Origin of the sequence: Rhizobacter sp. (assembly GCF_032229685.1) — a bacterium.
GTDB lineage: Bacteria > Pseudomonadota > Gammaproteobacteria > Burkholderiales > Burkholderiaceae_C > LMDS01.
In genome coordinates this window covers 128,367-154,059 of the sequence record NZ_JAVTWP010000046.1, presented here as the reverse complement: position 1 = coordinate 154,059, position 25,693 = coordinate 128,367, and the positions used below count along the sequence as shown (strand labels likewise).

The window sequence follows — 25,693 nt, the reverse complement described above, 5'->3', positions numbered from 1 at the left end:
GGCAAAAAATGACAGAGCTCAAGAACGTCGAACAGGAAGTCGGGCGCTTTCGTTTGCGCCTGGCGGCTGCCGCCGTGTTCGTCCTGATCGCGTTCGGGTTGCTGGCCTCACGCCTCGTCTACCTGCAGATCTACAAGCACGAAGAGCTCATGACGCAGGCCGAGAACAACCGCATCGCGGTGGTGCCGATCGTGCCGAACCGGGGCCTGATCCTCGACCGCAACGGCGTCGTGCTGGCCAACAACTACTCGGCCTACACGCTCGAGATCTCGCCGGGCAAGACCGCCGACCTCGAAGCCACGATCGACCGGCTGGCGCAGATCGTCGAGATCCTGCCGCGCGACCGCAAGCGCTTCAAGCGCCTGATGGAAGAGAACAAGAGCTTCGAGTCGCTGCCGATCCGCACCAAGCTGAGCGACGACGAAGTGGCGCGTTTCACCGCCCAGCGCTTCCGCTTCGCCGGTGTCGACATCAAGGCCCGGTTGTTTCGCAACTACCCGCTCGGCGAAGTCGGCAGCCACCTGATCGGCTACATCGGGCGCATCAACGAAGCCGAGAAAGAGAAGATCGACGAGTCGGAGGACGAGGCCAACTACCGCGGCACCGAATACATCGGCAAGCTCGGCATCGAGCAGAGCTACGAGGCCGAACTGCACGGCACGACCGGCTTCGAAGAGATGGAAACCAGCGCCAGCGGCCACCCGGTGCGGCGGCTGCGCAGCAACCCGGCCACGCCGGGCAACGCGCTCGTGATGTCGATCGACATCCGGCTGCAGGCCCTGGTCGAAGAAATGTTCGGCGACCGACGCGGTGCGCTGGTGGCGATCGACCCGCGCAACGGCGAGGTGCTGGCCTTCGTGAGCAAGCCCAACTTCGACCCCAACCTGTTCGTCGACGGCATCGACAGCGAAAGCTGGAAGGCCCTCAACGAATCACCCGACAAGCCGTTGCTGAACCGGGCGCTGCGTGGCACCTACCCGCCGGGTTCGACCTACAAGCCGCTCATGGCGATGGCCGCGCTCACGCTCGGAAAGCGCACGCCGCAGCAGTCGATCAGCGACCCGGGGTACTTCAATTTCGGCAACCACCGGTTTCGCGACGACAAGGAAGGCGGGCACGGCAGCGTCGACATGTACAAGTCGATCGTGCAGTCGTGCGATACCTACTACTACATTCTCGCCAACGACATGGGCGTCGACGCCATGCACGACTTCATGGCGCCGCTCGGCCTGGGCCAGCTGACCGGCATCGACGTGCAGGGCGAGCTGCGTGGCACCCTGCCGTCGACCGAATGGAAGCGCCGCAGCTACCGTAAGAAAGAGCAGCAGAAGTGGTACGCGGGCGAGACCATCTCGCTCGGCATCGGCCAGGGTTACAACGCGTTCACGATGCTGCAGCTGGCGCAGGCCACCGCCGCACTGGCGTCGGGCGGTCACCGCTACACCCCGCACCTGGTGAAGGTGGTCGAGAACTTCGAGACGCGGGCGCAGAAGCGCCAGGTCGGTGAAACGCTGCCGACACTGCCGTGGAACCCCGAACACGTGGCCTTCATCCGGCGCGCGATGTTCGGTGTGACGCAAGAGGGCACGTCGGCGCGGTCGTTCGCGGGCGCGCCTTACCAGTCGGGTGGCAAGACCGGCACGGCGCAGGTGATCTCGATCGGCAAGAACGAGAAGTACAACGCCAACCTGATCGACGAACGCCACCGCGACCACGCGCTCTATACCGCTTTTGCGCCGCTCGACGAGCCCCGCATCGCGCTGGCGATGGTGGTCGAGAACGCGGGCTTCGGCGGCACCTCGGCGGCACCGATCGCGCGTCGGGTGCTGGACTTCGTGCTACAGGGCGTCTACCCGAGCGAAGCCGATCTGGCCGCCACGAAGCTGGGCCAGTCGAGTGCGCCGACCGGCACGCCGCGCCCGGCCGATTCGGTGCCGCTGCCGGGCGTGACGATCGACGGCTCGACCGCCTCGCTCGGGCCTCAACGCATCAACGCGCCTGCCCCTGCCCCTGCGACTGCGCCGGCGTCGGCGGCATCGGCCGCACAGCAGGTCGCGCTGCAGAAGCCGCGGTGAAGGGGCCGCCATGAGCTCGGTGTTTGACAAACCCTCGCTGCTGCAGCGCCTGAAGCCGGTTTTCACCGGCTACGACGGCCCGCTGATCGTGGCGATGCTGCTGCTCGGCGCCGCCGGGCTGCTGACCATGTATTCGGCCGGTTTCGACCATGGCACGCGCTTCGTCGACCACGGCCGCAACATGCTGCTGGCGCTGGTCGTGCTGTTCGTGGTGGCGCAGGTCTCGCCGACGACGCTGATGAAGATCGCGGTGCCGCTGTATCTGGTGGGCGTGGGCCTGCTCGTCGCCGTGGCGGTGGTGGGCATCACGAAGAAGGGCGCGACACGCTGGCTCAACGTGGGCATGGTGATCCAGCCGAGCGAGATCCTGAAGATCGCCACGCCGCTGATGCTGGCGTGGTGGTTCCAGCGCCGCGAGGGCCAGCTCCGTGCGCCCGACTTCATGATCGCGCTGCTGATCCTGGCGATCCCGGTCGGCCTGATCGTCAAGCAGCCCGACCTGGGCACCGCGATCCTGGTGTTCTCGGCCGGGCTGTACGTGATCTTCTTCGCAGGCTTGTCGTGGAAGCTGATCGTGCCGGTCTTGCTCGTGGGGGCGGTCGGCATCACCGCGATCGTCGTCTCGGAAGACCGCATCTGCCAGCCCGAAGTGAGCTGGCAGCCCTTGTTAAAGGACTACCAGAAGAACCGTGTCTGCACGCTGCTCGACCCGAGCACCGACCCGCTCGGCAAGGGCTTCCACACGATCCAGGGAATGATCGCCATCGGCTCCGGCGGCATCGAGGGCAAGGGCTTCATGAAGGGCACGCAGACGCACCTCGAGTTCATCCCCGAGCGCACGACCGACTTCGTTTTCGCCGCGTTCTCCGAAGAGTTCGGCCTGGTCGGCTGCGCCGCGCTGCTGCTCGGTTTCATCTTCCTGATCTTCCGCGGGCTGATGATCGCGGCCGAGGCGCCGACCGTGTTCACGCGCTTGCTCGCGGGCGCCATCACGCTCAGCTTCTTCACCTACGCCTTCGTCAACATGGGCATGGTCAGCGGCATCCTGCCGGTGGTGGGCGTGCCCTTGCCCTTCATCAGCTATGGCGGCACGGCGATGGTCTCGCTGGGGCTGGGCCTGGGCATCCTGATGGCGATCTCGAAGAGCCGCAGGCTCATTCAGAGCTGATCAGCGGAACTTGCGCGCTCCGGTGCGGCGGGCAGGCGCAACGTGAAGCGGGCCCCGGGCCCGAAGGCCGCGCCGGCCTGCTCGTTCAGGCCCGGCCGATGGCGCAGGTTGGCATCTTCCAGCGTCACTTCGGCGTCGTGTTGCTGCGCGATCTCGCGCACGATCGCCAAGCCGAGGCCGGAGCCGTCGACGTTGGTGCCGAGCGAGCGGTAGAACGGCTGGAACACCTGCTCACGCTCGGCCGCCGGAATGCCCGGCCCGGAATCTTCCACCTGCAGCACCACGACCTGCCCGAAGGGGTCGTCGAGCACGCGCACGGTCACGGTGCCGCCGGCCGGTGTGTATTGCAGGGCGTTGTCGACGAGGTTGCGGATCAGTTCGCGCAGCAAGAGGGGGTGGCCCAGCACCAGCGGGCCCTGGCGGTGGCGCGACTCGGCCACCGACTCCGGGCCCTCGAAGCCCAGGTCGATGCGCTTTTCGAGCGCGCGCGGCACGAAGTCGCGCACGGTTTCGGTCGCCAGCACGGCGAGGTCGACCACCTGCTGCTGCGAGACGTGCTGCTGGTTCTCGGCGCGTGCCATCGCGAGCAGCTGGTTGACCATGTGCGCCGCGCTCTGGCTCGAACGCGCGATCTGTTGCAGCGGCCGCTTCAGCGCCTGCGGGTCGTGCTGGCCGGCGTCGATCTGGCGCTGCGCCAGCTCGGCCTGCGTGCGCAGCCCGGCCAGCGGCGTCTTGAGCTGGTGCGCGGCGTCGGCCAGGAAGTGCTTCTGCGCCTGCATCGACTGGTCGAGCCGTGCCAGCAGGTCGTTGATGGCGCGCACCAGCGGCGAGACTTCTTCCGGCGCCTGCGCGGCGTCGATCGGGCTCAGGTCGTTGCTGTCGCGGTGGCGGATGCGCTGCTGCAATTCGTTGAGCGGCGCGATGCCACGCGCCAGCGCGAGCCACACGAGCAGCACCGCCAGTGGCAGGATCACGAACTGCGGCAGGATCACGCCCTTGATGATCTCGGTGGCCAGCCGCGAGCGTTTGCCCAGCGTCTCGGCCACCTGCACCAGCGGCGCGCTGGCACCGTCGGTGTCGGCGCCGCGCTCGGCCACGTTGACCCACATGTAGGCCACGCGCACGCTGTCGTTGTTGAGCGTGTCGTCGCGAAACCGAACCTCGCCGCGGGGCGCGCGGTCTTCGTCGCCGGGCACGGGCAACGCGGTGTCGCCGCTCAGGTACTCGCCGCGCAGGCCCAGCACCTGGTAGTAGATGTCGTCGGCCTCGTCCGTGCGCAAGATCTCGGAGGCGCCCGCCGGCAGCCGGAACACCGCCTGCGAACCGCTCACCGCCACTTCTTTCGACAGCACCCGCACCATTTCGCCGAGCTCGCGGTCGAAGGGCTTGTTGGCGATGCCCTGCGCCACCAGCCAGGTGAGCACCACGCTCATCGGCCACAGCAGCAGCAGCGGGGCGAGCATCCAGTCGAGGATCTCGCCGAACAACGAACGCTGCTCGCGCGGGCGGGGCTCGGGTTGGCGGGCAGCGGAGTTCGGCACGTGCGACGTTGACGGGTGCTAGGCGGGGATCCGCTCCAGGCAGTAGCCCAGCCCGCGCACCGTGGCGATCCGCACCGGGCCCTGCTCGATCTTCTTGCGCAGCCGGTGGATGTAGACCTCGATCGCGTTGTTGCTGACCTCTTCGCCCCACTCGCACAGCCGCTCGACGAGCTGGTCCTTGCTGACGAGGCGCCCGGCGCGCTGAAGCAGCACCTCGAGCAACGACAGTTCGCGCGCCGAAAGCTCGATCATCTGGTCGTTGATGTAGGCCACGCGGCCGGTCGCGTCGAAACTGAGCGGGCCGTGTTTGATGATCGTGGAAGCGGTACCCAGGCCGCGCCGGGTCAGCGCGCGCACGCGCGCCTCGAGTTCCTGCAGCGAGAACGGCTTGGCCATGTAGTCGTCTGCGCCGAAGTCCAGGCCCTTCACGCGCTGCTCCACGCTGTCGGCCGCGGTCAGGATCAACACCGGCACGCTCGACCCGCGGGCGCGCAGCTTGCGCAGCACTTCGAGGCCGTGCAGCTTGGGCAGGCCCAGGTCGAGGATCACGCAGTCGAATTCGTGCGACGCCAGCGCCGCGTCGGCCTCGGTGCCGCTGCCGACCTGATCGACAGCGTAGCCGGCATTGCGCAACGCGCGCAGCAGCCCGTCGGCCAGCACTTGATCATCTTCGGCGATCAGGATGCGCATGCTTGTCTCCTCGCCCTTCGGGCCCATCGATTGTAGGGATGGCCTGCAAATGAACGTTCAAGGTACTGTACAAACATCCAGCTTTCTGGATAATGCGAGCAACTTTCAGGAGAACCCCTTGGACGCAACCGCCAAAGTCGCCACCCCCGCCGTCAATACCGAAAAGGCCAAGGCCCTGCAGGCCGCGCTCGCCCAGATCGAAAAGCAGTTCGGCAAGGGCACGATCATGCGCCTCGGCGAAGGCGAGGTGATCGAAGACATCGAAGTCGTCTCCACCGGCTCGCTGGGCCTCGACATGGCACTCGGCGTCGGCGGCCTGCCACGCGGCCGCGTCGTCGAGATCTACGGCCCCGAGTCGAGCGGCAAGACCACGCTCACGCTGCAGGTCATCGCCGAGATGCAGCGCGTCGGTGGCACCTGCGCCTTCATCGACGCCGAACACGCACTCGACATCGGCTATGCGCAGAAGCTGGGTGTGAACCTGCAAGACCTGCTGATCAGCCAACCCGACACCGGCGAGCAGGCCCTCGAGATCGTCGACGCGCTGGTGCGCTCGGCCTCGGTCGACCTGGTCGTCGTCGACTCGGTCGCCGCGCTCACGCCCAAGGCCGAAATCGAGGGCGAAATGGGCGACTCGCTGCCCGGCCTGCAGGCGCGCCTGATGAGCCAGGCGCTGCGCAAGCTCACCGGCAGCATCAAGCGCACCAACACCATGGTGATCTTCATCAACCAGATCCGCATGAAGATCGGTGTGATGTTCGGCTCGCCCGAAACCACCACCGGAGGCAACGCGCTCAAGTTCTACGCCTCGGTGCGGCTCGACATCCGCCGCATCGGCAGCATCAAGAAGGGCGAAGAAGTCATCGGCAACGAGACCAAGGTCAAGGTCGTCAAGAACAAGGTCTCTCCGCCGTTCAAGACGGCCGAGTTCGACATCCTCTACGGGGCCGGCATCAGCCGCGAAGGCGAGATCATCGACATGGGCGTCGAGGCCAAGGTGCTCGAGAAGAGCGGCTCCTGGTACGCCTACAACGGCGAGAAGATCGGCCAGGGCAAGGACAACGCGCGCGAGTTCCTGAAAGAGAACCCCTCTCTGGCCTTCGAGATCGAGAACAAGGTGCGCACCGAGCTCGGCGTTCGGCTGCTGCCGGGTGCCGACTCGGCCGAAGCCAAGCCGGCCAAGCTGAAGGTCGTCAAGGAATAGTGAAACCACAGCGCTCGCTCAAGGCCCGCGCGCTGCAGTATCTGGCGCAGCGCGAGCAAAGCAGGCTCGAGCTGCGGCGCAAGTTGCTTCCGCACGCCCGGGCCGAAGAACTGGCGCTGGCGTCATCTGCCGAGTCGGGCCAAGCCGATGCGGGCGACATGCCGGCGTCGCCGGGCGCCTCGGCCCGGGTCGAAGCTGTGCTCGACTGGCTTACCGCCCACGACTACCTTTCGCAAGAGCGCTTCGTCGAGTCACGTGTGCACGCCCGGTCGGCCCGGTTCGGCAACGTGCGGATTCACCAGGAACTGAAACAGCATGCCGTCGCGCTGGCGCCCGGCGCGGCGCAGGCATTGAATGACACAGAGCTCGACCGCGCGCGGGCGGTGCGTGCCCGCAAGTTCGGCGAGGCGCCCGCAAGCAGCACCGAACAGGCACGCCAGATGCGCTTCCTGATGGGCCGCGGCTTCTCGCCCGACGTGATCCGCCGCGTGCTGCGCGATGCGCGGTGCACCGACACGGAAGCTGCGGAACCCGGCCCGTCGCCGGACTGAGCGGCCATGGCGCCGTGCGCGGCGCGTCAGCTTTGGTGCAGAGCAGCATGCTACATTCGCCGGCTGTTGTGGGCTTGGTTCGGCGCAGATCGCCGGCACCGGCGCCCGCTCGCTGCGCACTCATCCAACCCCGCCCGCGAACGCACTTTCCACGATGGCCCTGCCGACCGCCGCCCGCGAGCGCGAGCTCAAGCACCGCCGCAGCATCGACGTGCAGATCTTCGCGCGTGGCAACGGGCTTTGGGAGGTCGACGCGCACATCACCGACGTTCGCACCCGGGAAGCGCACATGGTCAACGGCGTGTTGCCCGCAGGCCAACCGATCCACGACATGCTGCTGCGCCTCGTGGTGGACGAACGCTGCAACATCGTCGAAGCCGGTGCGCAGACCATGGCGATGCCCTACCCCGGCCAGTGCGACACCTACGGCGATGTCTACTCCCGGCTCGTCGGGCTGAACCTGATGAAGGGCTTTCGCCAGGCCGTGAAAGAACGTGTCGGCGGCGCCCAGGCCTGCACCCACATCACCGAACTCGCCCAGGTGCTGCCCACCGCGGTGGTGCAGGCCTTCGCCGGCGACGTGATCGACACGCACGGCGCCAGCGCCGACAGCACCCAGCCTTTCCAGATCGACCGATGCCACGCGCTTCGCGCCGACAGCCCCACGGTCCAGACGTATTACCCGCGCTGGTACCGCGCCGCGAACACGCCAGCCGCCCTCACCCCGTCCGACAACTGAAAGTCCGAGAGACCCGACCATGAAGATCCACGAATACCAAGGCAAGGAAATCCTGCGCCAGTTCGGCGTGCCGGTGCCGCGCGGTTACGCCGCGTTCAGCGTGCTCGAAGCCTCCGAAGCCGCCCAGAAGCTGGGCGGCCCGGTCTGGGTCGTGAAGGCGCAGATCCATGCCGGTGGCCGTGGCAAGGGCGGCGGCGTGAAGCTGGCGCGCTCGCTCGACGACGTGAAGAAGATCTCGGGCGAGATTCTCGGCATGCAACTCAAGACCCACCAGACCGGCCCCGAAGGCCAGAAGGTGCGCCGCCTGCTGATCGAAGAAGGCGCTGACATCAAGAAGGAGTACTACGTCGCTGCCGTCACCGACCGCGCCACGCAGAAGGTCGCGATCATGGCCAGCAGCGAAGGCGGCATGGACATCGAGGAAGTGGCCCACGCCACCCCCGAGAAGATCCTGAAGGTCTTCGTCGACCCGGCCACCGGCCTCACCGACGCACAAGGCGCCGAACTCGCCAACGGCATCGGCGTTCCCGCTGCCTCGCAAGCCCAGGCGATCGACGTGTTCAAGAAGCTGTACCAGTGCTACATGGACACCGATTGCTCGCTGGCCGAGATCAACCCGCTGATCCTCGAAGGCAACGGCAACATCAAGGCGCTCGACGCGAAGTTCAACTTCGACAGCAACGCGCTGTTTCGCCACCCCGAGATCGTGGCCTACCGCGATCTCGATGAAGAAGACCCGGCCGAGATCGAAGCCAGCAAGTTCGACCTGGCCTACATCCAGCTCGACGGCAACATCGGCTGTCTGGTGAACGGCGCCGGCCTGGCGATGGCGACCATGGACACCATCAAGCTGTTCGGCGGCGAGCCGGCCAACTTTCTCGACGTGGGCGGCGGCGCCACCGCCGAGAAGGTCACTGAAGCCTTCAAGATCATGCTTGGCAACCCGAAGGTCAAGGCGATCCTCGTCAACATCTTCGGCGGCATCATGCGCTGCGACACCATCGCCGAAGGCGTGATCGCCGCGTGCAAGGCCGTCAACCTGAATGTGCCGCTGGTGGTGCGCATGAAAGGCACGAACGAAGACCTGGGCAAGAAGATGCTCAAGGACTCGGGCCTGCCCATCATCACCGCCGAATCGATGGCCGATGCCGCCAAGGCGGTGATGGCCGCGCTCGCCAACTAGCACCGAACAGTCACCAAACTTCTACATCGCACCACGCCCGTCGCCGGGCCGCCCCAAGACGGGCGTGATCCCCTCGGGGGATCGGGTGCGGTACACCGCACACGAGGGGCACCATGAGCATCCTGATCAACAAAGACACCAAGGTCATCACGCAAGGCATCACCGGCAAGACGGGCCAGTTCCACACCCGCATGTGCCGCGACTACGCGAACGGCAAGAACTGTTTCGTGGCCGGCGTGAACCCGAAGAAGGCCGGCGAAGACTTCGAAGGCATCCCGATCTACGCCAACGTGACCGCAGCCGCCAAGGCCACCGGTGCCACGGTCAGCGTCATCTACGTGCCGCCGGCAGGCGCCGCCGCGGCCATCTGGGAAGCCGTCGAGGCCGACCTCGACCTGGCGATCTGCATCACCGAAGGCATTCCGGTTCGCGACATGCTCGAAGTGCGCAACCGCATGAAGGCCAAGGAAGCCAAGGGCGGCAAGAAGACGCTGCTGCTCGGGCCGAACTGCCCCGGGCTGATCACGCCCGACGAGATCAAGATCGGCATCATGCCGGGGCACATCCACAAGGCCGGGCGTGTCGGCGTGGTCTCGCGCTCGGGCACGCTGACGTATGAAGCGGTGGCGCAACTCACCGAGCTGGGCATCGGCCAGTCGAGCGCGGTCGGCATCGGCGGCGACCCGATCAACGGGCTGAAGCACATCGACATCATGCGGCTCTTCAACGACGACCCGAACACCGACGCCGTGATCATGATCGGCGAGATCGGCGGCCCCGACGAAGCCGACGCGGCGCGCTGGTGCCAGGCCAACATGAAGAAGCCGATCGTCGGCTTCATCGCCGGCGTGACCGCACCGGCCGGCAAGCGCATGGGCCATGCCGGCGCGCTGATCTCGGGCGGCGCCGACACGGCCGATGCCAAGCTCGAGGTGATGGAAGCCTGCGGGTTCACCGTGACGCGCAACCCTTCCGAGATGGGCAAGCTTTTGAGAAACTTGCTGTAAGTCAAGAGCCCTGCCCGAAGCCGGGCCAGAGAATCCGCTACCGGAGTCCGTCGCGAGCCTTGGAGCGAGCGCGGCTCAAGAACTCGAACGACAACGGAGACTACGAGAATGGATCTCACCAGTGGCCCATTCTGGGCAGCTCTCGGCTCGATCATCCTGGCCAACATCGTCCTGTCGGGCGACAACGCCGTCGTGATCGCGATGGCCGCACGCGCGCTGCCGGCGCACCAGCAGAAGAAGGCGATCTTCTGGGGCAGTGCTGCCGCGATCGTGATGCGGATCGTGCTCACGCTGATCGCCGTCGAGATGCTCAAGTGGCCCTACCTCAAGATCATCGGAGCGCTGCTGCTGCTGTACATCGGCATTTCTTTGCTGAGCGAAGACACCGGCGGCGAAGAGGGGCACAAGGAGATCGGCTCGCTGCGTGCCGCGATCCAGACCATTCTGGTGGCCGACCTGGTGATGAGCCTGGACAACGTGCTGGCCGTGGCGGCTGCCGCCAAGGGCAGCACCGGTCTGCTGATCATCGGCCTGGCGGTCAGCATTCCGCTGATCATCTTCGGCAGCACCTTGCTGCTCAAGGTCATGGACCGCTTCCCGATCATCATCACGCTCGGCGCGGCGCTGCTCGGTTTCCTGGCGGGCGAGATGTTCTTCACCGACCCGGCCGTGACCTCGCGGTTTGGCGAAATCCCGCACGACATGGTCACCCTGGCCGGGGCGGTGGGTGCAGCGATCGTGGTGGTCGTGGGCATGTGGCTGCAGCGCCGTGGCCGCGAGAAGGCCAGCGCTTCGACTTGACACTGCCAGCCTTCGTCGGCCTAATCGGGGCCAGAAGGGGAGTAGCTCGACTTCGCTCTGCCGGCGTTCACCGCGCGGCAGTGGCAAGTTAAGGCAAGCCGTCACTACGTGGTGCTTTCACAAAGAGGCGCCACCGGTTTGCCAGGCCATAACATTCACTCCATGCCGAGCAAGACCTTCGATGCAGGCCGCGTGAGCGGCAGGCTCGAGGCTGGCATGCGTTTCCTGGCGAAACAGCGACCCGATCCTGCGGTTCTCGTGCGGTTTGCACCGTTTGTCGTGCAACTCACACCGGAGCTCCCATGGAACCTTTCTCAGCCCCCTGGCTATCGGCCCTGCTGGCCATCATCCTGATCGACCTCGTCCTCGCTGGCGACAACGCCATCGTGATCGCCCTGGCCGCGCGCCAGCTTCCTGCCCGGCTGCAACGCCGCGCCATCGTCTGGGGCGCGGTCGGTGCCATCGCCGTGCGCAGCCTGATGACGATCGGCGTCGTCTGGCTGCTCAAGATCCCCGGCCTGATGCTGATCGGCGGCATTGGCCTCGTGTGGATCGCCTACAAACTGCTGACGCCACAGAGCGGTGAGGCGGGCCACGACGTGAAGGCCACGACCTTCTGGGCCGCGATGCGCACCATCGTGATTGCCGATGCGCTGATGGGCGTGGACAACGTGCTCGGCGTGGCCGGTGCCGCCAGCGGCAGCTTCGACCTGGTCGTGATCGGCCTGCTGATCAGCGTGCCCATCGTGGTGTTCGGCAGCACCTTCGTGCTGAAGCTGGTCGAACGCTTCGCGATCATCATCTACATCGGCGCCGGTGTGCTGGCCTACACGGCGGCGCACATGATCGTCGGTGAGCCCCTGCTCGACGACATCTACGACCCCAACCAGCTCTACCGCGTGCTCACCCACGTGGTTCTGATCGCCGGTGTTCTCGGTGCCGGCTGGTGGGCTTCGCGCCGCGCCGCCGCGTCGTCGACCACCCCCCATCCCGCCGCTTGACCTTCCTTCTGGAGAACGACAATGGAAAAAATCGCTGTGTTCGTCAACGACGCCGAGTACGCGCAGCACCTGCTGCAACCCATGCTCCAGGGTGACGAGCCCACCCACTGGGTCCTGATCGGGTGCCCGCCCACGCTGTCGCGCCATATCGGGCGCTGGGTGTCGCAATCGGCCCGCCAGCAATGGCGCGAGCGCTGGGCCGCCGAGATCTTCGCCAAGCTCGAGCCGGCGCTGGCCGCGCGGCCAGGCGGCCGGGTCGAGAAGATGCTCGCGGGGCGCCCGCTGATCGACGTCTCGGCCCGCCTGCAGACGCGCCTGCACAACGTGCGCCTGCTCGACGCGCGGCGCCCGCGCCTGGGCAAGGCCGACGAGCCGATCACGGCCGAACAACCCGCCGCAGACGGTTCGCGCTGGGCCGCCCCGGTGGCTGCCACCACGGGTCTGGCGGCGATGTTGGCGCTCGCCGACTGACCCGCTGACGCTGCCCGCACGCACACGCCCCGCGGTGTGGGCGTGTGCTACCGTGCCGCCGCATGAGCAGGCGCACGATCACTGGCCCACGTTGCCGACCCGGGCGGTCCGACCGATGCCGATGACGGCAGAAACGGTCGCCGTTCTCGCAGTCGCCTGGGCCGCGGTCCTGGGCCACCTGGCTTGGGTGCTGCCGCGCGTCGCGCCTGCCCAAGCGGGTGGAATGACGGCTGCCTTGGCCATCGTCCTTGCCGGCATGGCCTTCTGGGTCACCAGCGGGTGCTTGTGGCCGTTGACGGCGCTCGTGTTCGGTCAGTGGGGCTGGTGGCTCCGCGGCCGCCAGTCGACAGCCACCGCCGGCGAAGGCCGGGCTGAGGAGGTCACTGCCACCGAACCGTCGTCGCCGCCGTCTGCTGGCGAGGCGACGCCACCGCCTGAACGCGCGATGCTGGGCCGCTACCGGATCGAGCGCGAGCTGGGGCGAGGCGCGATGGGGGCGGTCTACCTCGGCCGAGACCCGCAGATCGGCCGCCCGGTCGCGATCAAGACCATGGCGCTCGGCCGCGAGTTCGCCGGCACCGAGCTGGTCGATGCGCGAACCCGCTTCTTCCGTGAAGCCGAGATGGCCGGGCGGCTCCAGCACCCCGACATCGTCACGATCTACGACGCCGGCGAACAAGACGGCCTGGCCTACATCGCGATGGAGTTCGTCGCGGGCCGCGACCTGCTGAGGCACACGGTGCCCGGGCGGCTGCTGCCGCTGGCCGACGTGCTCCAGATCGGCGCCCGCGTGGCCGAAGCGCTGGCCTACGCCCACCGGCAGGGCGTGGTCCACCGAGACATCAAGCCGGCCAACGTGATGGTCGACACGGTATCGGACACGGTCAAGGTCACCGACTTCGGCATTGCCCGTGTGGCCGACGCAAGCCGCACCCGCACCGGCCGGGTGCTCGGCACGCCGTCGTTCATGTCGCCCGAACAGATGGCGGGCGGCCGGGTCGACGGCCGCTCCGACCTGTACTCGCTCGGCGTGATGCTGTTCCAGCTCGTCACGGGCTCGCTGCCGCACGCGTCGGACTCGATGGCGCGGCTGATGCACCAGATCGCCCATGAGCCCGCGCCCGATGTGCGCAGCCTTCGCCCCGAGTTGCCCGAGGGTCTGGCGCAGGCGATCGCGGCAGCGCTCGAAAAGCGGCCGGAGCTTCGGCCCGCCGACGGCGCGCTGATGGGCGCCACCCTGCGCGCGATCCGCGCCGGGCTCGGCGATGCACCCGCTGCGCCGCAGCCGGTGGCGCCGGGCTCGACACCGGGTTCAGGTAGTTTCGAGGCGACCACGAAGATTTGTGTCCCCGATCCAAGGCACAATTCCGAGCTCTGACGCCCGCTGCAGCCCGCGCACATGCCCGAACAGGCCTCTCGACCATGACCTTCGAATTCTTCAGCGCCACCGACACCGGCCGGGCTCGCAACAACAACGAAGATTCGGTGGCGGTCGACGAATCCACGGCCCTCGTGATCCTGGCGGACGGCATGGGCGGCTACAACGCCGGCGAAGTGGCCAGCGGCATGGTCACCTCGTTCATCAAGACCGAGCTCGGCCGCTGGCTCAGCGAAGCCTCCGAAAACGCCACCGACACCGACGTGCGCCGCGCGATGGACATCTGTGTCGACAACGCCAACCGCGCGATATTCAACGCCGCCAACTCCAACCCGCAGTACGCCGGCATGGGCACCACGCTGGTGGTCGGCGTGTTCCGCGATTCGCGCCTGCTGATGGGCCACGTGGGCGACTCGCGCGCCTACCGCCTGCGCGCTTCGCGGCTGGTGCAGATCACGCACGACCATTCGCTGCTGCAGGAGCAGATCGACTCCGGCCTCATCACGCCGGAGCAGGCCGCGTTCTCGTCCAACAAGAACCTGGTGACGCGCGCGGTTGGGGTGGAAGACACGGTTTTGCTCGAAACGCACCTGCACGACGTGCTGCCCGGCGACACCTACCTGCTATGCTCCGACGGCCTCTCCGACATGCTCGACGATGAAAGCATCGCCCAGCTCATGTTGGGCTGCGAAACCTTGCCCGAGGCGGCTCACGCGCTGGTCGAAGCGGCCAACGACGCGGGTGGCAAGGACAATATTTCGGTGGTTCTCGCGCGTGTGCGCGGCCCGAGCGGCACGGCCAAATCGTGGTGGCCGTTCAGGCGTTGATGATGTTGCTTTTTGAGCGCGGCGGCCGTGGGGGCCGGGCACAAGAGACTTGAAGAGACGGCACGGTCTTACAGAAAAGGTCAACAAGCATGGGCAAACTGGTCGTATCGCTCGACGGTGTGGTGATCAAGGAAGTTCAGATCACCAAGGACAAGACCACGCTTGGCCGTCGGCCCTACAACGACATCGTGATCGACAACCTCGCGGTCAGCGGCGAGCACGCCGTGCTGCAGATGGTCGGCGCCGACGTCTTCATCGAAGACCTCAACAGCACCAACGGCACCTACATCAACGGCAAGGCCGTCAAGAAGCAGCTGCTCACGCACAACGACACCGTCGAGATCGGCAAATACAAGATCAAGTTCCTGGTCGAAGACGGCACCGACTACGAGAAGACCATGATCATGAAGCCGGGCACCATGCCGGCGCCGGCCGCTTCTTCCGGGTCGGGTTATGCGCGCACCACCGGGCTGAGCTCGTCGGGTTTCGGCGCGCTCGGTTCCGCCAACACGCCGGCCTCGATCAAGGTGCTCAACGGGGCGGCCGCCGGCCGCGAAGTGGTGCTGACCAAGGTCGTCACCACCGTCGGCAAGCCCGGCGTGCAGGTCGCGTCGATCACCAAGCGACCGGGCGGCTACGTGCTCGCCCATGTCGAAGGCTCGTTGCAACCCACCGTCAACGGCAGCGCGGTCGTGGGTGAAACCGTGCACCTGAAAAACGGCGACGTGATCGAACTCGCCGGCACGCAGATGCAGTTCGTCCAGGCCTGATCGCGCCTAGAGCCCCCTGCCGCGCCGCCTTGCCGAGCGGCTGATTTCCGCGTTTCGCATGAATTCGCGCTCCCTGCTCTGGAGCGTGCTGCGGGCTGCGTTGCTGCTCGGCGTACTGCTGGGCGCCATCGCCCACGCTGCCGGGTACCTGCCGCTCAGGTTCGTCGGCCAGCTCGATCTGGCGATGGCCGACGCGCGCTTGCGGGCGCTCATGCCACGCACGCTCGATGCACGGATCGTGATCGTCGACGTCGACGAGAAGAGCCTGGCCGAAGTCGGCCGCTGGCCCTGGGGCCGCGAGCGCATGGCCGCGCTCACCGACGAGTTGTTCACGCGGCAGAAGGCGGCCGTGGTCGGCTTCGACATGCTGTTCGCCGAACCCGATGCCGATGCTGCACTGCCGGTGCTCGAGCGCCTGGCCAGCGAACTGCCCGAACTCGCACCCCGCCTGCCAGGCTGGCGCAACGAGCTCGACCACGACCGCCGCTTCGCTGCAGCCTTGAGCGGCCGCGAAGCCGTGCTCGGCTTCTATTTGACGAGCGACCGCGGCGGGCGCCAGACCGGCACGCTGCCGGCCCCGGCGATCGATGCTGCCTTCCTGCGGAACAGCCCCGGCCCCTTCACACGCTGGGACGGCTACGCGGCCAACATCGACGTGCTTGCCCGCGCTGCGCCAGCGGCCGGCTACTTCAACTTCGCACCCGACGCCGACGGCCTGGTGCGCAGCCTGCCGCTCCTTGCCCGCGTGGGCAACGAACACCACGAAGCCCTGGCGCTGGCGATGTTCCGCAGATTCACCGGTGCCCCGCGCGTTCAGCCGCAGTTCGACGCCCCGGGCGGCGGCACCTTGGTCGGCGTCGTGCTTGAGCAGGCCGGCCGGCGCCACGCGATTCCGCTGAACGAGCATGGGCTCGTGCGGGTTCCGTTTCGCGGCGGGGGTGGGCCGGGTGGCGGATCGTTCGAGTACGTTTCTGCGAGCGATGTGCTGCAAGGCCGCGTGCCGGCCGCCCACCTGGCCGGCAAACTGGTGCTGGTCGGCTCCACCGCGCCCGGCGTCTACGACCAGCGCTCGACACCCGTCTCGGCCGTCTATCCCGGCGTCGAGGTGCACGCCAGCCTGCTCTCGGGCCTGCTCGACGCGCGGGTGCCGGTGCAGCCCGATTGGGCGGCGGGATACGAGATCCTGCTGTTGTTGCTGATCGCGGCCGTGCTCGTCGTCGCCCTGCCGCGCCTGCGCGCCGCACGCGCCGCGCAGTTCACGGCACTGCTGGTCGTGGCGCTCGTGCTGCTGAACCTGTGGGCCCAAGGTGCTCGCGGCTGGGTGTTGCCGCTGGCGGCGCCGCTGCTGCTGGTGTTGCTGGTCTACCTCGGCACCACCGTCTGGGCCTACATCGTCGAAGGCCGAAGCCGTCGTTCACTGGCACGCCTGTTCGGCACCTACGTGCCGCCCGAGCTCGTCGAAGAAATGGCGCGCGACCCCGCGCGTTACGACATGCGCGCCGAGAACCGCGAGCTCACCGTGATGTTCTGCGACATGCGCAACTTCACCCAGGTCTCGGAACGCCTCGCACCCGAAGACGTGCGCGGCCTCGTCAACCGCTTCTTTTCGAGCATGACGACCGCCATCCGCGCCCACCGCGGCACGCTCGACAAGTACATCGGCGACGCGATCATGGCCTTCTGGGGCGCGCCGCTGCACGACCCAGCCCACGCCCTGCACGCCGTGCAGGCAGCCCTGGCGATGGTGCAGCGCCTGAATGCGCTCAACAGCGACCTGCGCGAGCGTGGCCTGCCGCAGATCGGTGTGGGCATCGGGCTGAACACCGGCCTGGTGTGTGTGGGCGACATGGGTTCCGACATGCGCCGCAGCTACACCGTGATGGGCGACGCGGTGAACCTGGCCTCGCGCATCGAGGCGCTCACACGGCACTACGGTGTCGACGTGCTGGCCGGCGAAGCCAGCTTCCAGGCAACGCGCAACGCCGAAGCTGCGGGCTTCCGCTGGGTCGAGGTCGACCGCGTTCGCGTCAAGGGCAAAAAGAAGCCCGTGACGCTTTTCACACCGGTAGGTGAAGCCGCATTGCGGCCCCTCATGTTTGACGAAGAAATGCGACTTTGGGACCTTGTGCTCACCCACTACCGCCTTCAACATTGGGACGAAGCCCAAGCCCGATTGGCCACGCTCCAGACCCGGTTCGACAGCTCGCCCCTGCTCGGCCTGTATCAACAGTTCAGCGGGCGCATCCAACACCACCGCAGCGTGCCCCCGCCCGCCGATTGGGACGGGGCCCATACCTTCGACAGCAAATGATTCTCCAAGTGCTCGGGTGCTCCGGGTCGATCGCCGCGGGCTGCAAGACCACGGCTTTCCTGCTCGACGACGACGTGCTCATCGACGCCGGCACCGGCGTGGGCGACATGGCACTCGACGCGCTGGCGCGCGTTGACCATGTGCTCATCACCCACTCGCACCTCGACCACGTGCTCTCGATCGGCCTGCTGGCCGATGCCGTGATGCGCCTGCGCCGGGCTGCCGGCAGCGCGCCGATCCAGGTGCACGCGCTGCCCGAAACCATCGCGGCGCTGCGCGCCCACATCTTCAACGGCGTCATCTGGCCCGACTTCACGCGCCTGCCGAGCGCCGAGCACCCGGTGCTCGAACTCGTGCCGTTCACCGTGGGTGACGTGCTCACGCTCAACGGCAAACGGGTCGAAGTGCTGAGCGCATCGCACACCGTGCCCGCCGTCGGCTTTGCCGTCGATGGCGGCGAAGCTGGCCACTGGGTCTTCACCGGCGACACCGGCCCCAACCCGGCCCTGTGGCAGCGCCTGCACGGCATGAAGGTCGCGCATCTGGTGATCGAAACCGCCTTCAGCGACGAAGAACGCCAGCTCGCACGCATCAGCCGCCACCTGTGCCCTGCGGCGCTCGGCCACGAACTGGCCCAGCTCGAAGGCAGCGTCGACGTGCACATCACGCACATCAAGCCCGGCGAAGTCGAAGCCGTGATGGCCGAGATCGGCCGCCTGGGCACGCCGCACCGCATTCATGCGATGACGGCGGGCGACACGATGACGCTCGGCTGAGTTGCCTTCAAGCGATCAGGTGCAGGCCCCTCTTGCCGCCGCGCACTGCGTCCGTCACCAAGCGCCGACCGAAGCCCGCCAGCTGGCCGCCGGTGCACACGCCAACGCCAACAGATAGCTGTCTGTCACCTGGCCTGAGCTCAACAAACGTGTCGAATCCACGTGCTCGTTGTTGAGCAGGCCGATGTTGTCGGCCCAGAACGCATGGCCTGGCAGGCCGCGCAGGGTTTTCATCAGCTTTGCCACGGCGGCAGGCGTATCCGGTGACTTGGGGTAACGCGCGTGGCGATGATGCGCAACGCGCCGTCTTCTGTCAGCGGGCAAGTGGCCCTGGCCTCGTGGCCTGGGCGCTCGAACCAGTTGTGTGCCGCGTCGTGTTGGGTGTGTGAAGGGTCGAGCAGGGCGATCAAGACATTCACGTCTGGCAAAGACGTGGTCACGGCAGCTCGCCGCGGAGTGGGTTCACCAGCTCCGGCGTGACTGGCACGCCATCTGCGCGCACCGCCAGTAGAAGCATGCCATTGCGAGTGTGCCGTCACGTGGTGGCGGGTTTCAGCGCTTGCCGCGACGGGGCAGAAATCACCTCGCCGAGGCTCTTGATCTGCCGGGCCGCCAGCCCTTTGGCCGCCGCCAGCACATCGTCGTCAATCGTCAACGTGGTTCGCATGTTGCAGGCTCCGGTGGTCGCATCAAACATCACACTTTCTTCTCGGTCGTTTCGTTTGGGCGCCTGGTAGCACTGGCGCAGAGCTGGCACGAAGTCCCCCACCTTTTCGACCGATTCGGGGTGGTCGCCGCGCGCTAATCTTCATGTGCGGGCCGGAGTTGGCGACCGGAATCAGGTTCGTGAGAACCGGCACGCCAGAGTGACCATTTGTGTCAGTGGCGCCAGAGTGCGTCGCCGGCATCAAAAGGCCGATGACCGTTTGTGTCAGCTTTGTGGGTCAAATTCACGCGTTTCGGGTAGGTTTGCCGTGGCACAGACGCTGCATATAAGACCCCGTCCCCCCCAACCATCTCTCCAGGAGTTCTACATGAAGCGTTCCATCCAGAAGGGTTTCACCCTCATCGAATTGATGATCGTCGTGGCGATCATCGGCATTCTGGCAGCGGTTGCGCTGCCGGCTTATCAGGACTACACGATCCGTGCCCGTGTGACGGAAGGCCTGTCGTTGGCTGGTGATGCGAAGACGCAAATCGGCACAGGCTCGGCCACTCTCGCCGATCTGGGCGCCACTGCCGCCACCTGGAATGCGCAAGCCGGCAACTTGGGTGCCACCAGCAAGTATGTGACGAGCGTTCTTATGAATGCTGCGGATGGCGAAATTACTGTGACGTACAACGCTGCCAACGTCGGTAGCATCGCTGCCCGAAACATCATCCGTCTGACGCCTTACATCCGTTCCGGCGCTGGCGCCCCCACTCAGCTGGCGACTTCGTACACCTCGGGCGTGACCGGCTCGATCGACTGGGGCTGCGCATCGGAGACGAACACGACCAGCGCAAGCGCAACCCGTCAGATGCCCGTCGTTGCAGCAACCGGTGCCGCTGGCCTGCTCGCCAAGTACGCTCCGAGCGAGTGCCGCTAAGCATTCTTCAGTTCTCGGAAGGGGCGCTTCGGCGTCCCTTTTTCGTTTTGCGCGAACCGACTTGTGCATGCGCCATAAACTCGGACCCCGATGCTCCAAAATCTCGACCTCGCTCGCCGTGCCCGTGCCGCCGGCATCCACCTGCTCATTTCTGCTGGCGTGGCCGCGATTGCAGCCGCCCTCGTCTTCGGTATCTGGTTCCCCGGCATCTACCGCCAGGTGGCCGGCGGTCGTGACCTCTTCATCCTGATCACCAGCGTCGACGTGGTGCTCGGCCCGCTGCTCACTTTCGCGGTGTTCAACCTCAAGAAGGGTTGGCCGCATCTGCGCCGCGACCTCGCCATCATCGGCGTGATCCAGCTCGCCGCGCTCATTTACGGCCTGATCGCCGTGTACGGCGCGCGGCCGGTGGCGATGGTGTTCGAGACCGACCGGTTCCGCGTCATCACGGTGGCGCAGGTCGAGATGGACGAGCTGCCGAAAGCGCGACCCGAGTACCGGCAGCTGCCGCTCACCGGCCCCTGGCTGCTCGGCGCGCGAGCGCCCAAGCCCGGCGATGAAGCGAACGAAGCGCTGTTCAAAGGCTTGCGCGGGATCGACCGCGCCCAACGCCCGCCTTTCTGGCAACCCTACGCCGACTCCACCGCCGACGCGCTCGCCCGCGCGCGCCCCCTGGCGACGCTGCTGGCCAAGTACCCGGCGCTTTCCAGCGACGTCAAAGCCGAACTGAAAGCGCTCAAGGTCGACGAGGCGAGCGCGAAGTTCTTGCCCTTGATCGGCCGCGGCGGCGACTGGGTCGCGATCCTCGACGGCGCCGGGCAGCCGGTGCACTACGTGCAGGCCGAAGGCTTCTTCTGAGCCGGGCCGCCAGAGCGGCCTGCGCTCCGCGCAGAGGCCGGCCCGAAGCGGCGCCAGCCAGCCTCTAGAATCCGCCGCCATGCGCGCAGACACGAGTGAGCCCACGGGCCGGGCACGGGCACCGACGGCGGTCTTTTCGTGAGTGAAGCCCACACCGGCGTGGCACCTGCGGCCCCCGACCTGAAGCTGCTGCTGACAGCGCTGGCCGTGAACGCGGTCGCCTTGCCGGCACTGCTCGCTTTCAACCTGCCGCCTTCTTCCACCTTCCTGAACCAGGCGACGGCGCTGGTGGGCTGGGGCGCCTTGCTCACGGTGTTCGCGGGCTCGATGCAGGGCCTCGGTGCTCGCTGGTCGAGTGGTGCGGTGGCGTTGCAGGCCGCACTCGCTGTGTTGCTGCTCGCCGCACTGGCGGCGCCGCTGTGGGCTGGCGCGCCGTGGTCGCTGGCGCTTTCGTCGGCTGGCCTGATCGGGGCGGCGTCGATCACGGCGCTGGTCGGCGCCGCAGTGCAACGCGCCGGGTACGGGCTGCTGGCGTTTCGGTCCTTGTGCATCGCCCTGGCCGTGGCGGGGGTGGCCAGCAGCCTGATCGGCATCGTGCAGGTGTACTGGCCGGCCTGGGCCGACGGCAACTGGATTGCCCCGAGCGGCATTCCTGGCCGCGCGGTCAGCAACATGCGCCAACCCAACCACATGAGCAGCCTGCTGCTGTGGGGCGTGATCGCCGCCGTGTGGCTCGGCAACGTGGCCGCCGCCAGCCGCAATGCCCGCACCGCGGCGCGCGCCGCGGTGTTGCTGATGCTCTTCGGCCTGGTGCTCAGCGGCTCGCGCACCGGCATGCTGGGCACCGGCCTGCTGGCGCTGTGGGGTGTGCTCGACCGCCGCCTCTCGCGCGAAGCGCGTGCCACGCTCGTGCTCGTGCCAGTGGTGTTCGCGCTGTTCTGGTGGGGTGCTGCGGCCTGGAGCCACCACAGCCACGAAGTCTTCGGTGGTGATGCGCAGTTCAACAAGAGCGACATCTCGAGTTCGCGCTTCGGCATCTGGGCCAACACGCTGGCGCTGATCAAGACCCACCCCTGGTTCGGCGTCGGTTTCGGCGAGTTCAATTTTGCGTGGACGCTGACGCCCTTTCCGGGCCGCCCGGTCGCGTTCTTCGACCACACCCACACCTTGCCGCTGCAGTTCGCGGTCGAGCTCGGCCTGCCGCTCGCCGCGCTGGTGAGCGCCTTGCTGCTGTGGGCCTTGTGGGGCAACCTCTGGCAGGCGCTGCGCACAGCGCCGAGCGCGGCGACCGAAGGCGCGGGCGTGCACCGTGCCGCCTTCGTGATCGTGCTGATGGTGCTGATGCACAGCCTGCTCGAATACCCGCTGTGGTACGCCTACTTCCTGCTGCCCGCGGCGTTCGCCTTCGGCCTGGGCGTCGAGCAACCCGCCGACACGGGCGTGCGAGCTACTTCGCCCGACCGACAGCGAACCCGGCCCCTGCTCGTGGCTGCGATGGTGTTGATGATGGGCGGCCTGTTGTCGGTGGCCGACTACCTGCGCGTCGTCAAGATCTTCATGCCGGCCGAGACGGCGGCGCCGCTGGCCGAGCGCATCAAAGACGGCCAGCGCAGCGTGTTCTTCGCGCACCACGCCGACTATGCCGCGGCCACCACCGCCGAGCGCCCGTCGGAAGCGATGGCTGCCTTCGCACGCGCGCCGCATTACCTGCTCGACGCGCGCCTGATGCAGGCCTGGGCCCAGGCCTTGAACGAATCAGGCAAGGTCGACGAAGCGCGCTTCGTCGCGCAGCGCCTGAAGGAGTTCAGGAACGCGCAGTCGGAAGAGTTCTTCAAGCCTTGCGCCGACGCCTCAGCGGCCGAGCCGCCGCCCTTCCAGTGCGAAGCGCCGCAGCGCTTGCTTGGGTTCGAGGACTTCCGGTAGCGGCCCGTACCGGTTGGTGATACTCTTACCAAAGTGCGATCGATCAAACTTGAGTAAGACCATGAGCATCGCCACCTTGTCGAAAAAGTTCCAGATCTCCGTGCCCAAGGGCGTGCGCGAGCAGCAGCGCTGGGAGGCGGGCCAACAGTTCGTGTTCATCCCCAAAGCGCTGGGCGTACTGATGGTGCCGGTGCCGGCGCTCGAACAACTCAAGGGCATCGCCAAAGGCGCCAAGGCCACGGGTTACCGCGATCGCGACGATCGTTTCTGATGCGCGTGGTCGACACGTCGGCCTGGGTCGAGTGGCTGATCGGCAGCGCGTTGGGCAAACGACTGGCGGCCGAGTTTCCGGTGCAAGACGCCTGTGTCGTACCTACCATCGTTCAGCTCGAACTCTCGAAGTGGCTGCTTCGTGAGGCCGATGAAGACCGCGCCGACAGCGTGATAGCCCACACCCAGACGTGCGTGGTCGTGCCACTGGACACCCACATCGCATTGCTCGCCGCCGAGCTGCACCAACGCCACAAGCTGGCCACCGCCGACGCGATCGTCTACGCCACGGCGCAGCGGCAAGGCGCCGACCTGCTCACCTGCGACAAGCACTTCGAAGGGCTGCCCGGCGTAGCCTACTTTCGCAAGCGCACCTGATCGGTGTTCAGCCCGGCGCGACCCAGTCGCCCGACTTGCCGCCGTGTTTTTCGAGCACGCGGATCTCGCCCATCACCATGCCGCGGTCGGCGGCCTTGCACATGTCGTAGACGGTGAGCAGGCCGATCTGCACGGCCGTGAGCGCTTCCATCTCGACGCCGGTGCGGCCCAGCGTTTCGACCTGCGCGGTGCAGCGCACGCTGGCACTCGCCGCATCGATCTCGAAGTCGACCGTCACGCGCGTGATCGGCAGCGGGTGGCACAGCGGGATCAGCTCCGACGTGCGCTTGGCCGCCTGAATGGCCGCGATGCGCGCCACCCCGATCACGTCGCCCTTCTTCGCCGTGCCAGCTTCGATCAAGGCCAGCGTGGCCGGCAGCATGCGGATCACGCCGCTGGCGCGCGCCACGCGGTGGGTTTCGCTCTTGGCCGACACGTCGACCACGTGGGCCTGGCCATGCGCGTCGAAATGTGTCAGCGGCGAAGACGGTGTTGAACTCATGGGGCGAAACACTCTCGAAAGCTTTGTGCGGCATGATGCCATGCACGACTCACCCCCCGAGACTCTGCGCGCGCGCCGACCTGCCTTGCCCGACACCCGCTTCCGCCCTTCACCACTGCGCGTGCGCCTCGTCGCCGCGGCGTGTGCTGCTGCATTGCTGATCAGCGCGCCGGCGTCGGCGCAGAACCGGTTGCCGGCGCTCGGTGACCCGGCTTCCGAAGACTTCAACCTCGGCACCGAACGCAAGCTCGGCGACGAGATCATGCGCGAGATCCGCGCCGACCCCGATTACCTCGACGACCCTGTCCTGCTCGAATACCTGCAGTCGCTGTGGCAGCCGCTGGTGGCGCAGGCGCGCGTGCGCGGCAACATCACGTCCGACATCGATCAGCGCATGGCCTGGGAGCCCTTTCTCGTGCGCGACCGCAGCGTCAACGCGTTCGCGCTGCCCGGTGGTTACGTGGGCGTGCACCTCGGGCTGATGGCCATCACCGCCACGCGGGACGAGCTGGCGTCGGTGCTCGCGCACGAACTCTCGCACGTCACTCAGCGCCACATCGCCCGCAGCATCGCCAACAGCAAGCGCCAGTCGCTGGTCAGCCTGGCAGGCCTGATCGTCGGTGTGCTCGCGGCCTCACGCGCCGGCAACAGCAGCGTCGACGCCGCCAACGCGGCGATCGCCGGTGGCCAGGCGCTGGCGATCCAGGGCCAGCTCAACTTCTCGCGCGACATGGAGCGCGAGGCCGACCGCGTCGGCTTCGCGATGATGTCGGGCGCCGGTTTCGCGCCGGGTGGCATGGCCGCCATGTTCGAGAAGCTCGACCAGTCTTCGCGCCTGAACGACAGCGGCGGTTTCCCCTACCTGCGCAGCCACCCGCTCACCACCGACCGCATCGGCGAGGCCCGCGCCCGGCTCGGCGCCGCGCCACCCGCGCCGCTCGTCAGCGTGCTCGAACACTCGGCAGCGCAGGCCCGAGCGCGTGTGCTGATGGACACGCGCGTCGACGCTTTGCGCCGCTGGCAGGCGCTCGACGCCGAGCGGGCCTCGGGCAGCGTGGCCGACAAGCTCGCCAGCGCCTACGAAAGTGCGCTCGGCTCCACGCTGCTGCGCGACTTTGCGCGCGCCGACGCGTCGATCGCGGTGGCGCTCAACATCGTGCGCACCAGCCCGCGCAGCGACGCCCGCGCCGAACGCGCGGTGGCGCTGCTGAACGCGCAGTCGCTGCTGGCGCGCGGTGACGTGGCCAAGGCCAACGCGGCGCTGCAGCCCTACGCCGGCGACGGCTCGCGCCCGGTGCTCTTGCTCACCACGCAGGCCGTGCTGGCCGAGTCGCCCGCGGGCACGCCGCGGCCCGACGACGCAGCGCTCAAGCAGCGCGCTTCTGATCTGCAGACCTGGGTGGCCGTGAACCCGCTCGACCCGCTGGCGTGGACGGCGCTCAGCCAGGTCAGTGAACGCCTCGGCCAGCCGCTGCGTGCGATCCGCGCCGACGCCGAAGCGCGTTTCGCGCTTGGCGACCTGGTGGGCGCCGTCGACCGGCTGCACGCCGGCCAGCGCCGCGCACGCAGCGGTGGTGCGGTCGACTTCATCGACGCGTCGGTCATCGACGCGCGGCTGCGCGACGTGGAGTTGCTGCGCAAGCAGATCAAGGCCGACGAGAAGGGGCAGCGCTGAACGAT

The 25,693-nt window shown here is 67.3% G+C and carries 26 protein-coding genes; 21 read left to right on the top strand and 5 right to left on the bottom strand.

Annotated features, from left to right (window positions below; translation table 11 throughout):
• Positions 1-8 precede the first annotated feature (8 nt).
• Together mrdA and rodA are read left to right on the top strand one after the other, a co-directional pair.
• Entirely contained in the window at positions 9-2,075 is a 2,067-nt protein-coding gene (gene mrdA, locus AC30PD_RS23510; RefSeq protein ID WP_489538133.1) for a penicillin-binding protein 2, read from the top strand.
• A gap of 10 nt (positions 2,076-2,085) precedes the next feature.
• Positions 2,086-3,243 carry a rod shape-determining protein RodA gene (gene rodA, locus AC30PD_RS23505; protein WP_489538132.1) on the top strand — a complete coding sequence of 386 codons (1,158 nt, stop codon included), beginning with the start codon at positions 2,086-2,088 and terminating at the stop codon, positions 3,241-3,243.
• Here rodA and AC30PD_RS23500 read toward each other — a convergent pair.
• Together AC30PD_RS23500 and AC30PD_RS23495 are read right to left on the bottom strand one after the other, a co-directional pair.
• The gene (locus AC30PD_RS23500) at positions 3,234-4,706 is read right to left on the bottom strand and encodes a sensor histidine kinase (RefSeq protein ID WP_489538145.1); all 1,473 of its coding nucleotides are present in this window, start codon (positions 4,704-4,706) and stop codon (positions 3,234-3,236) included. The genes rodA and AC30PD_RS23500 overlap by 10 nt on opposite strands.
• A gap of 96 nt (positions 4,707-4,802) precedes the next feature.
• Positions 4,803-5,474: a response regulator gene (locus tag AC30PD_RS23495; RefSeq protein ID WP_489538131.1), complete on the bottom strand. Its 672-nt coding sequence runs from the start codon at positions 5,472-5,474 to the stop codon at positions 4,803-4,805.
• A 118-nt stretch (positions 5,475-5,592) separates the two neighbouring features.
• Between AC30PD_RS23495 and recA the strand changes: the two genes are divergently transcribed.
• The 13 genes from recA to AC30PD_RS23430 all read left to right on the top strand — a co-directional run bounded on the left by recA (position 5,593) and on the right by AC30PD_RS23430 (position 18,493).
• Positions 5,593-6,678 carry a recombinase RecA gene (recA, locus tag AC30PD_RS23490; RefSeq protein ID WP_489538130.1) on the top strand — a complete coding sequence of 362 codons (1,086 nt, stop codon included), beginning with the start codon at positions 5,593-5,595 and terminating at the stop codon, positions 6,676-6,678.
• Entirely contained in the window at positions 6,678-7,229 is a 552-nt protein-coding gene (locus tag AC30PD_RS23485; RefSeq protein ID WP_489538129.1) for a regulatory protein RecX, read from the top strand. The genes recA and AC30PD_RS23485 overlap by 1 nt, the downstream gene beginning before the upstream one ends.
• Before the next feature lie 154 nt (positions 7,230-7,383).
• A complete protein-coding gene (locus tag AC30PD_RS23480; RefSeq protein WP_489538128.1) occupies positions 7,384-7,968 on the top strand; it encodes a DUF2889 domain-containing protein in 585 nt (194 codons plus the stop codon).
• A gap of 19 nt (positions 7,969-7,987) precedes the next feature.
• Positions 7,988-9,151, top strand: a complete 1,164-nt coding sequence (gene sucC / locus AC30PD_RS23475) for an ADP-forming succinate--CoA ligase subunit beta (RefSeq protein ID WP_489538127.1) — start codon at positions 7,988-7,990, stop codon at positions 9,149-9,151.
• A gap of 113 nt (positions 9,152-9,264) precedes the next feature.
• Complete coding sequence (sucD, locus tag AC30PD_RS23470; protein WP_489538126.1) at positions 9,265-10,158, top strand: succinate--CoA ligase subunit alpha; 894 nt, start codon at positions 9,265-9,267, stop codon at positions 10,156-10,158.
• A 108-nt stretch (positions 10,159-10,266) separates the two neighbouring features.
• Positions 10,267-10,959 (top strand): TerC family protein, encoded by a 693-nt coding sequence (locus AC30PD_RS23465; protein WP_489538125.1) that lies wholly within the window; start codon positions 10,267-10,269, stop codon positions 10,957-10,959.
• A gap of 302 nt (positions 10,960-11,261) precedes the next feature.
• On the top strand, positions 11,262-11,960 hold the full coding sequence (locus tag AC30PD_RS23460) for a TerC family protein (protein ID WP_489538124.1): 699 nt from the start codon (positions 11,262-11,264) through the stop codon (positions 11,958-11,960).
• A gap of 21 nt (positions 11,961-11,981) precedes the next feature.
• Entirely contained in the window at positions 11,982-12,431 is a 450-nt protein-coding gene (locus AC30PD_RS23455) for a hypothetical protein (RefSeq protein WP_489538123.1), read from the top strand.
• Positions 12,432-12,666: 235 nt separating this feature from the next.
• On the top strand, positions 12,667-13,809 hold the full coding sequence (locus AC30PD_RS23450; protein ID WP_489538122.1) for a serine/threonine-protein kinase: 1,143 nt from the start codon (positions 12,667-12,669) through the stop codon (positions 13,807-13,809).
• A 44-nt stretch (positions 13,810-13,853) separates the two neighbouring features.
• Positions 13,854-14,636 carry a Stp1/IreP family PP2C-type Ser/Thr phosphatase gene (locus AC30PD_RS23445; protein ID WP_489538121.1) on the top strand — a complete coding sequence of 261 codons (783 nt, stop codon included), beginning with the start codon at positions 13,854-13,856 and terminating at the stop codon, positions 14,634-14,636.
• Positions 14,637-14,725: 89 nt separating this feature from the next.
• Positions 14,726-15,406 carry an FHA domain-containing protein gene (locus AC30PD_RS23440; RefSeq protein ID WP_489538120.1) on the top strand — a complete coding sequence of 227 codons (681 nt, stop codon included), beginning with the start codon at positions 14,726-14,728 and terminating at the stop codon, positions 15,404-15,406.
• 58 nt (positions 15,407-15,464) lie between these two features.
• On the top strand, positions 15,465-17,717 hold the full coding sequence (locus tag AC30PD_RS23435; RefSeq protein WP_489538119.1) for a CHASE2 domain-containing protein: 2,253 nt from the start codon (positions 15,465-15,467) through the stop codon (positions 17,715-17,717).
• Complete coding sequence (locus tag AC30PD_RS23430) at positions 17,714-18,493, top strand: MBL fold metallo-hydrolase (protein WP_489538118.1); 780 nt, start codon at positions 17,714-17,716, stop codon at positions 18,491-18,493. Before AC30PD_RS23435 ends, AC30PD_RS23430 begins: the two co-directional genes overlap by 4 nt.
• 54 nt (positions 18,494-18,547) lie before the next feature.
• On the opposite strand, the gene AC30PD_RS23425 is transcribed toward AC30PD_RS23430, so the two are convergent.
• Together AC30PD_RS23425 and AC30PD_RS23420 are read right to left on the bottom strand one after the other, a co-directional pair.
• Positions 18,548-18,739 carry a hypothetical protein gene (locus AC30PD_RS23425; protein WP_489538117.1) on the bottom strand — a complete coding sequence of 64 codons (192 nt, stop codon included), beginning with the start codon at positions 18,737-18,739 and terminating at the stop codon, positions 18,548-18,550.
• Between the two features lie 289 nt (positions 18,740-19,028).
• The gene (locus AC30PD_RS23420; protein ID WP_489538116.1) at positions 19,029-19,160 is read right to left on the bottom strand and encodes a hypothetical protein; all 132 of its coding nucleotides are present in this window, start codon (positions 19,158-19,160) and stop codon (positions 19,029-19,031) included.
• 367 nt (positions 19,161-19,527) lie between these two features.
• Here AC30PD_RS23420 and AC30PD_RS23415 point away from each other — a divergent pair, with 367 nt between their 5' ends.
• The 5 genes from AC30PD_RS23415 to AC30PD_RS23395 all read left to right on the top strand — a co-directional run bounded on the left by AC30PD_RS23415 (position 19,528) and on the right by AC30PD_RS23395 (position 23,511).
• Positions 19,528-20,082, top strand: a complete 555-nt coding sequence (locus AC30PD_RS23415; RefSeq protein ID WP_489538115.1) for a pilin — start codon at positions 19,528-19,530, stop codon at positions 20,080-20,082.
• Positions 20,083-20,172: 90 nt separating this feature from the next.
• The gene (gene tfpZ, locus AC30PD_RS23410; RefSeq protein WP_489538114.1) at positions 20,173-20,940 is read left to right on the top strand and encodes a TfpX/TfpZ family type IV pilin accessory protein; all 768 of its coding nucleotides are present in this window, start codon (positions 20,173-20,175) and stop codon (positions 20,938-20,940) included.
• A 138-nt stretch (positions 20,941-21,078) separates the two neighbouring features.
• The gene (locus AC30PD_RS23405) at positions 21,079-22,863 is read left to right on the top strand and encodes a PglL family O-oligosaccharyltransferase (protein WP_489538113.1); all 1,785 of its coding nucleotides are present in this window, start codon (positions 21,079-21,081) and stop codon (positions 22,861-22,863) included.
• Positions 22,864-22,924: 61 nt separating this feature from the next.
• The gene (locus AC30PD_RS23400) at positions 22,925-23,134 is read left to right on the top strand and encodes an AbrB/MazE/SpoVT family DNA-binding domain-containing protein (protein ID WP_489538112.1); all 210 of its coding nucleotides are present in this window, start codon (positions 22,925-22,927) and stop codon (positions 23,132-23,134) included.
• Positions 23,134-23,511 carry a type II toxin-antitoxin system VapC family toxin gene (locus AC30PD_RS23395; protein WP_489538111.1) on the top strand — a complete coding sequence of 126 codons (378 nt, stop codon included), beginning with the start codon at positions 23,134-23,136 and terminating at the stop codon, positions 23,509-23,511. The genes AC30PD_RS23400 and AC30PD_RS23395 overlap by 1 nt, the downstream gene beginning before the upstream one ends.
• A 7-nt stretch (positions 23,512-23,518) precedes the next feature.
• On the opposite strand, the gene moaC is transcribed toward AC30PD_RS23395, so the two are convergent.
• The gene (moaC, locus tag AC30PD_RS23390; RefSeq protein ID WP_489538110.1) at positions 23,519-24,013 is read right to left on the bottom strand and encodes a cyclic pyranopterin monophosphate synthase MoaC; all 495 of its coding nucleotides are present in this window, start codon (positions 24,011-24,013) and stop codon (positions 23,519-23,521) included.
• 40 nt (positions 24,014-24,053) lie between these two features.
• Here moaC and AC30PD_RS23385 point away from each other — a divergent pair, with 40 nt between their 5' ends.
• A complete protein-coding gene (locus tag AC30PD_RS23385) occupies positions 24,054-25,688 on the top strand; it encodes a M48 family metalloprotease (protein WP_489538109.1) in 1,635 nt (544 codons plus the stop codon).
• Positions 25,689-25,693: the final 5 nt, after the last annotated feature.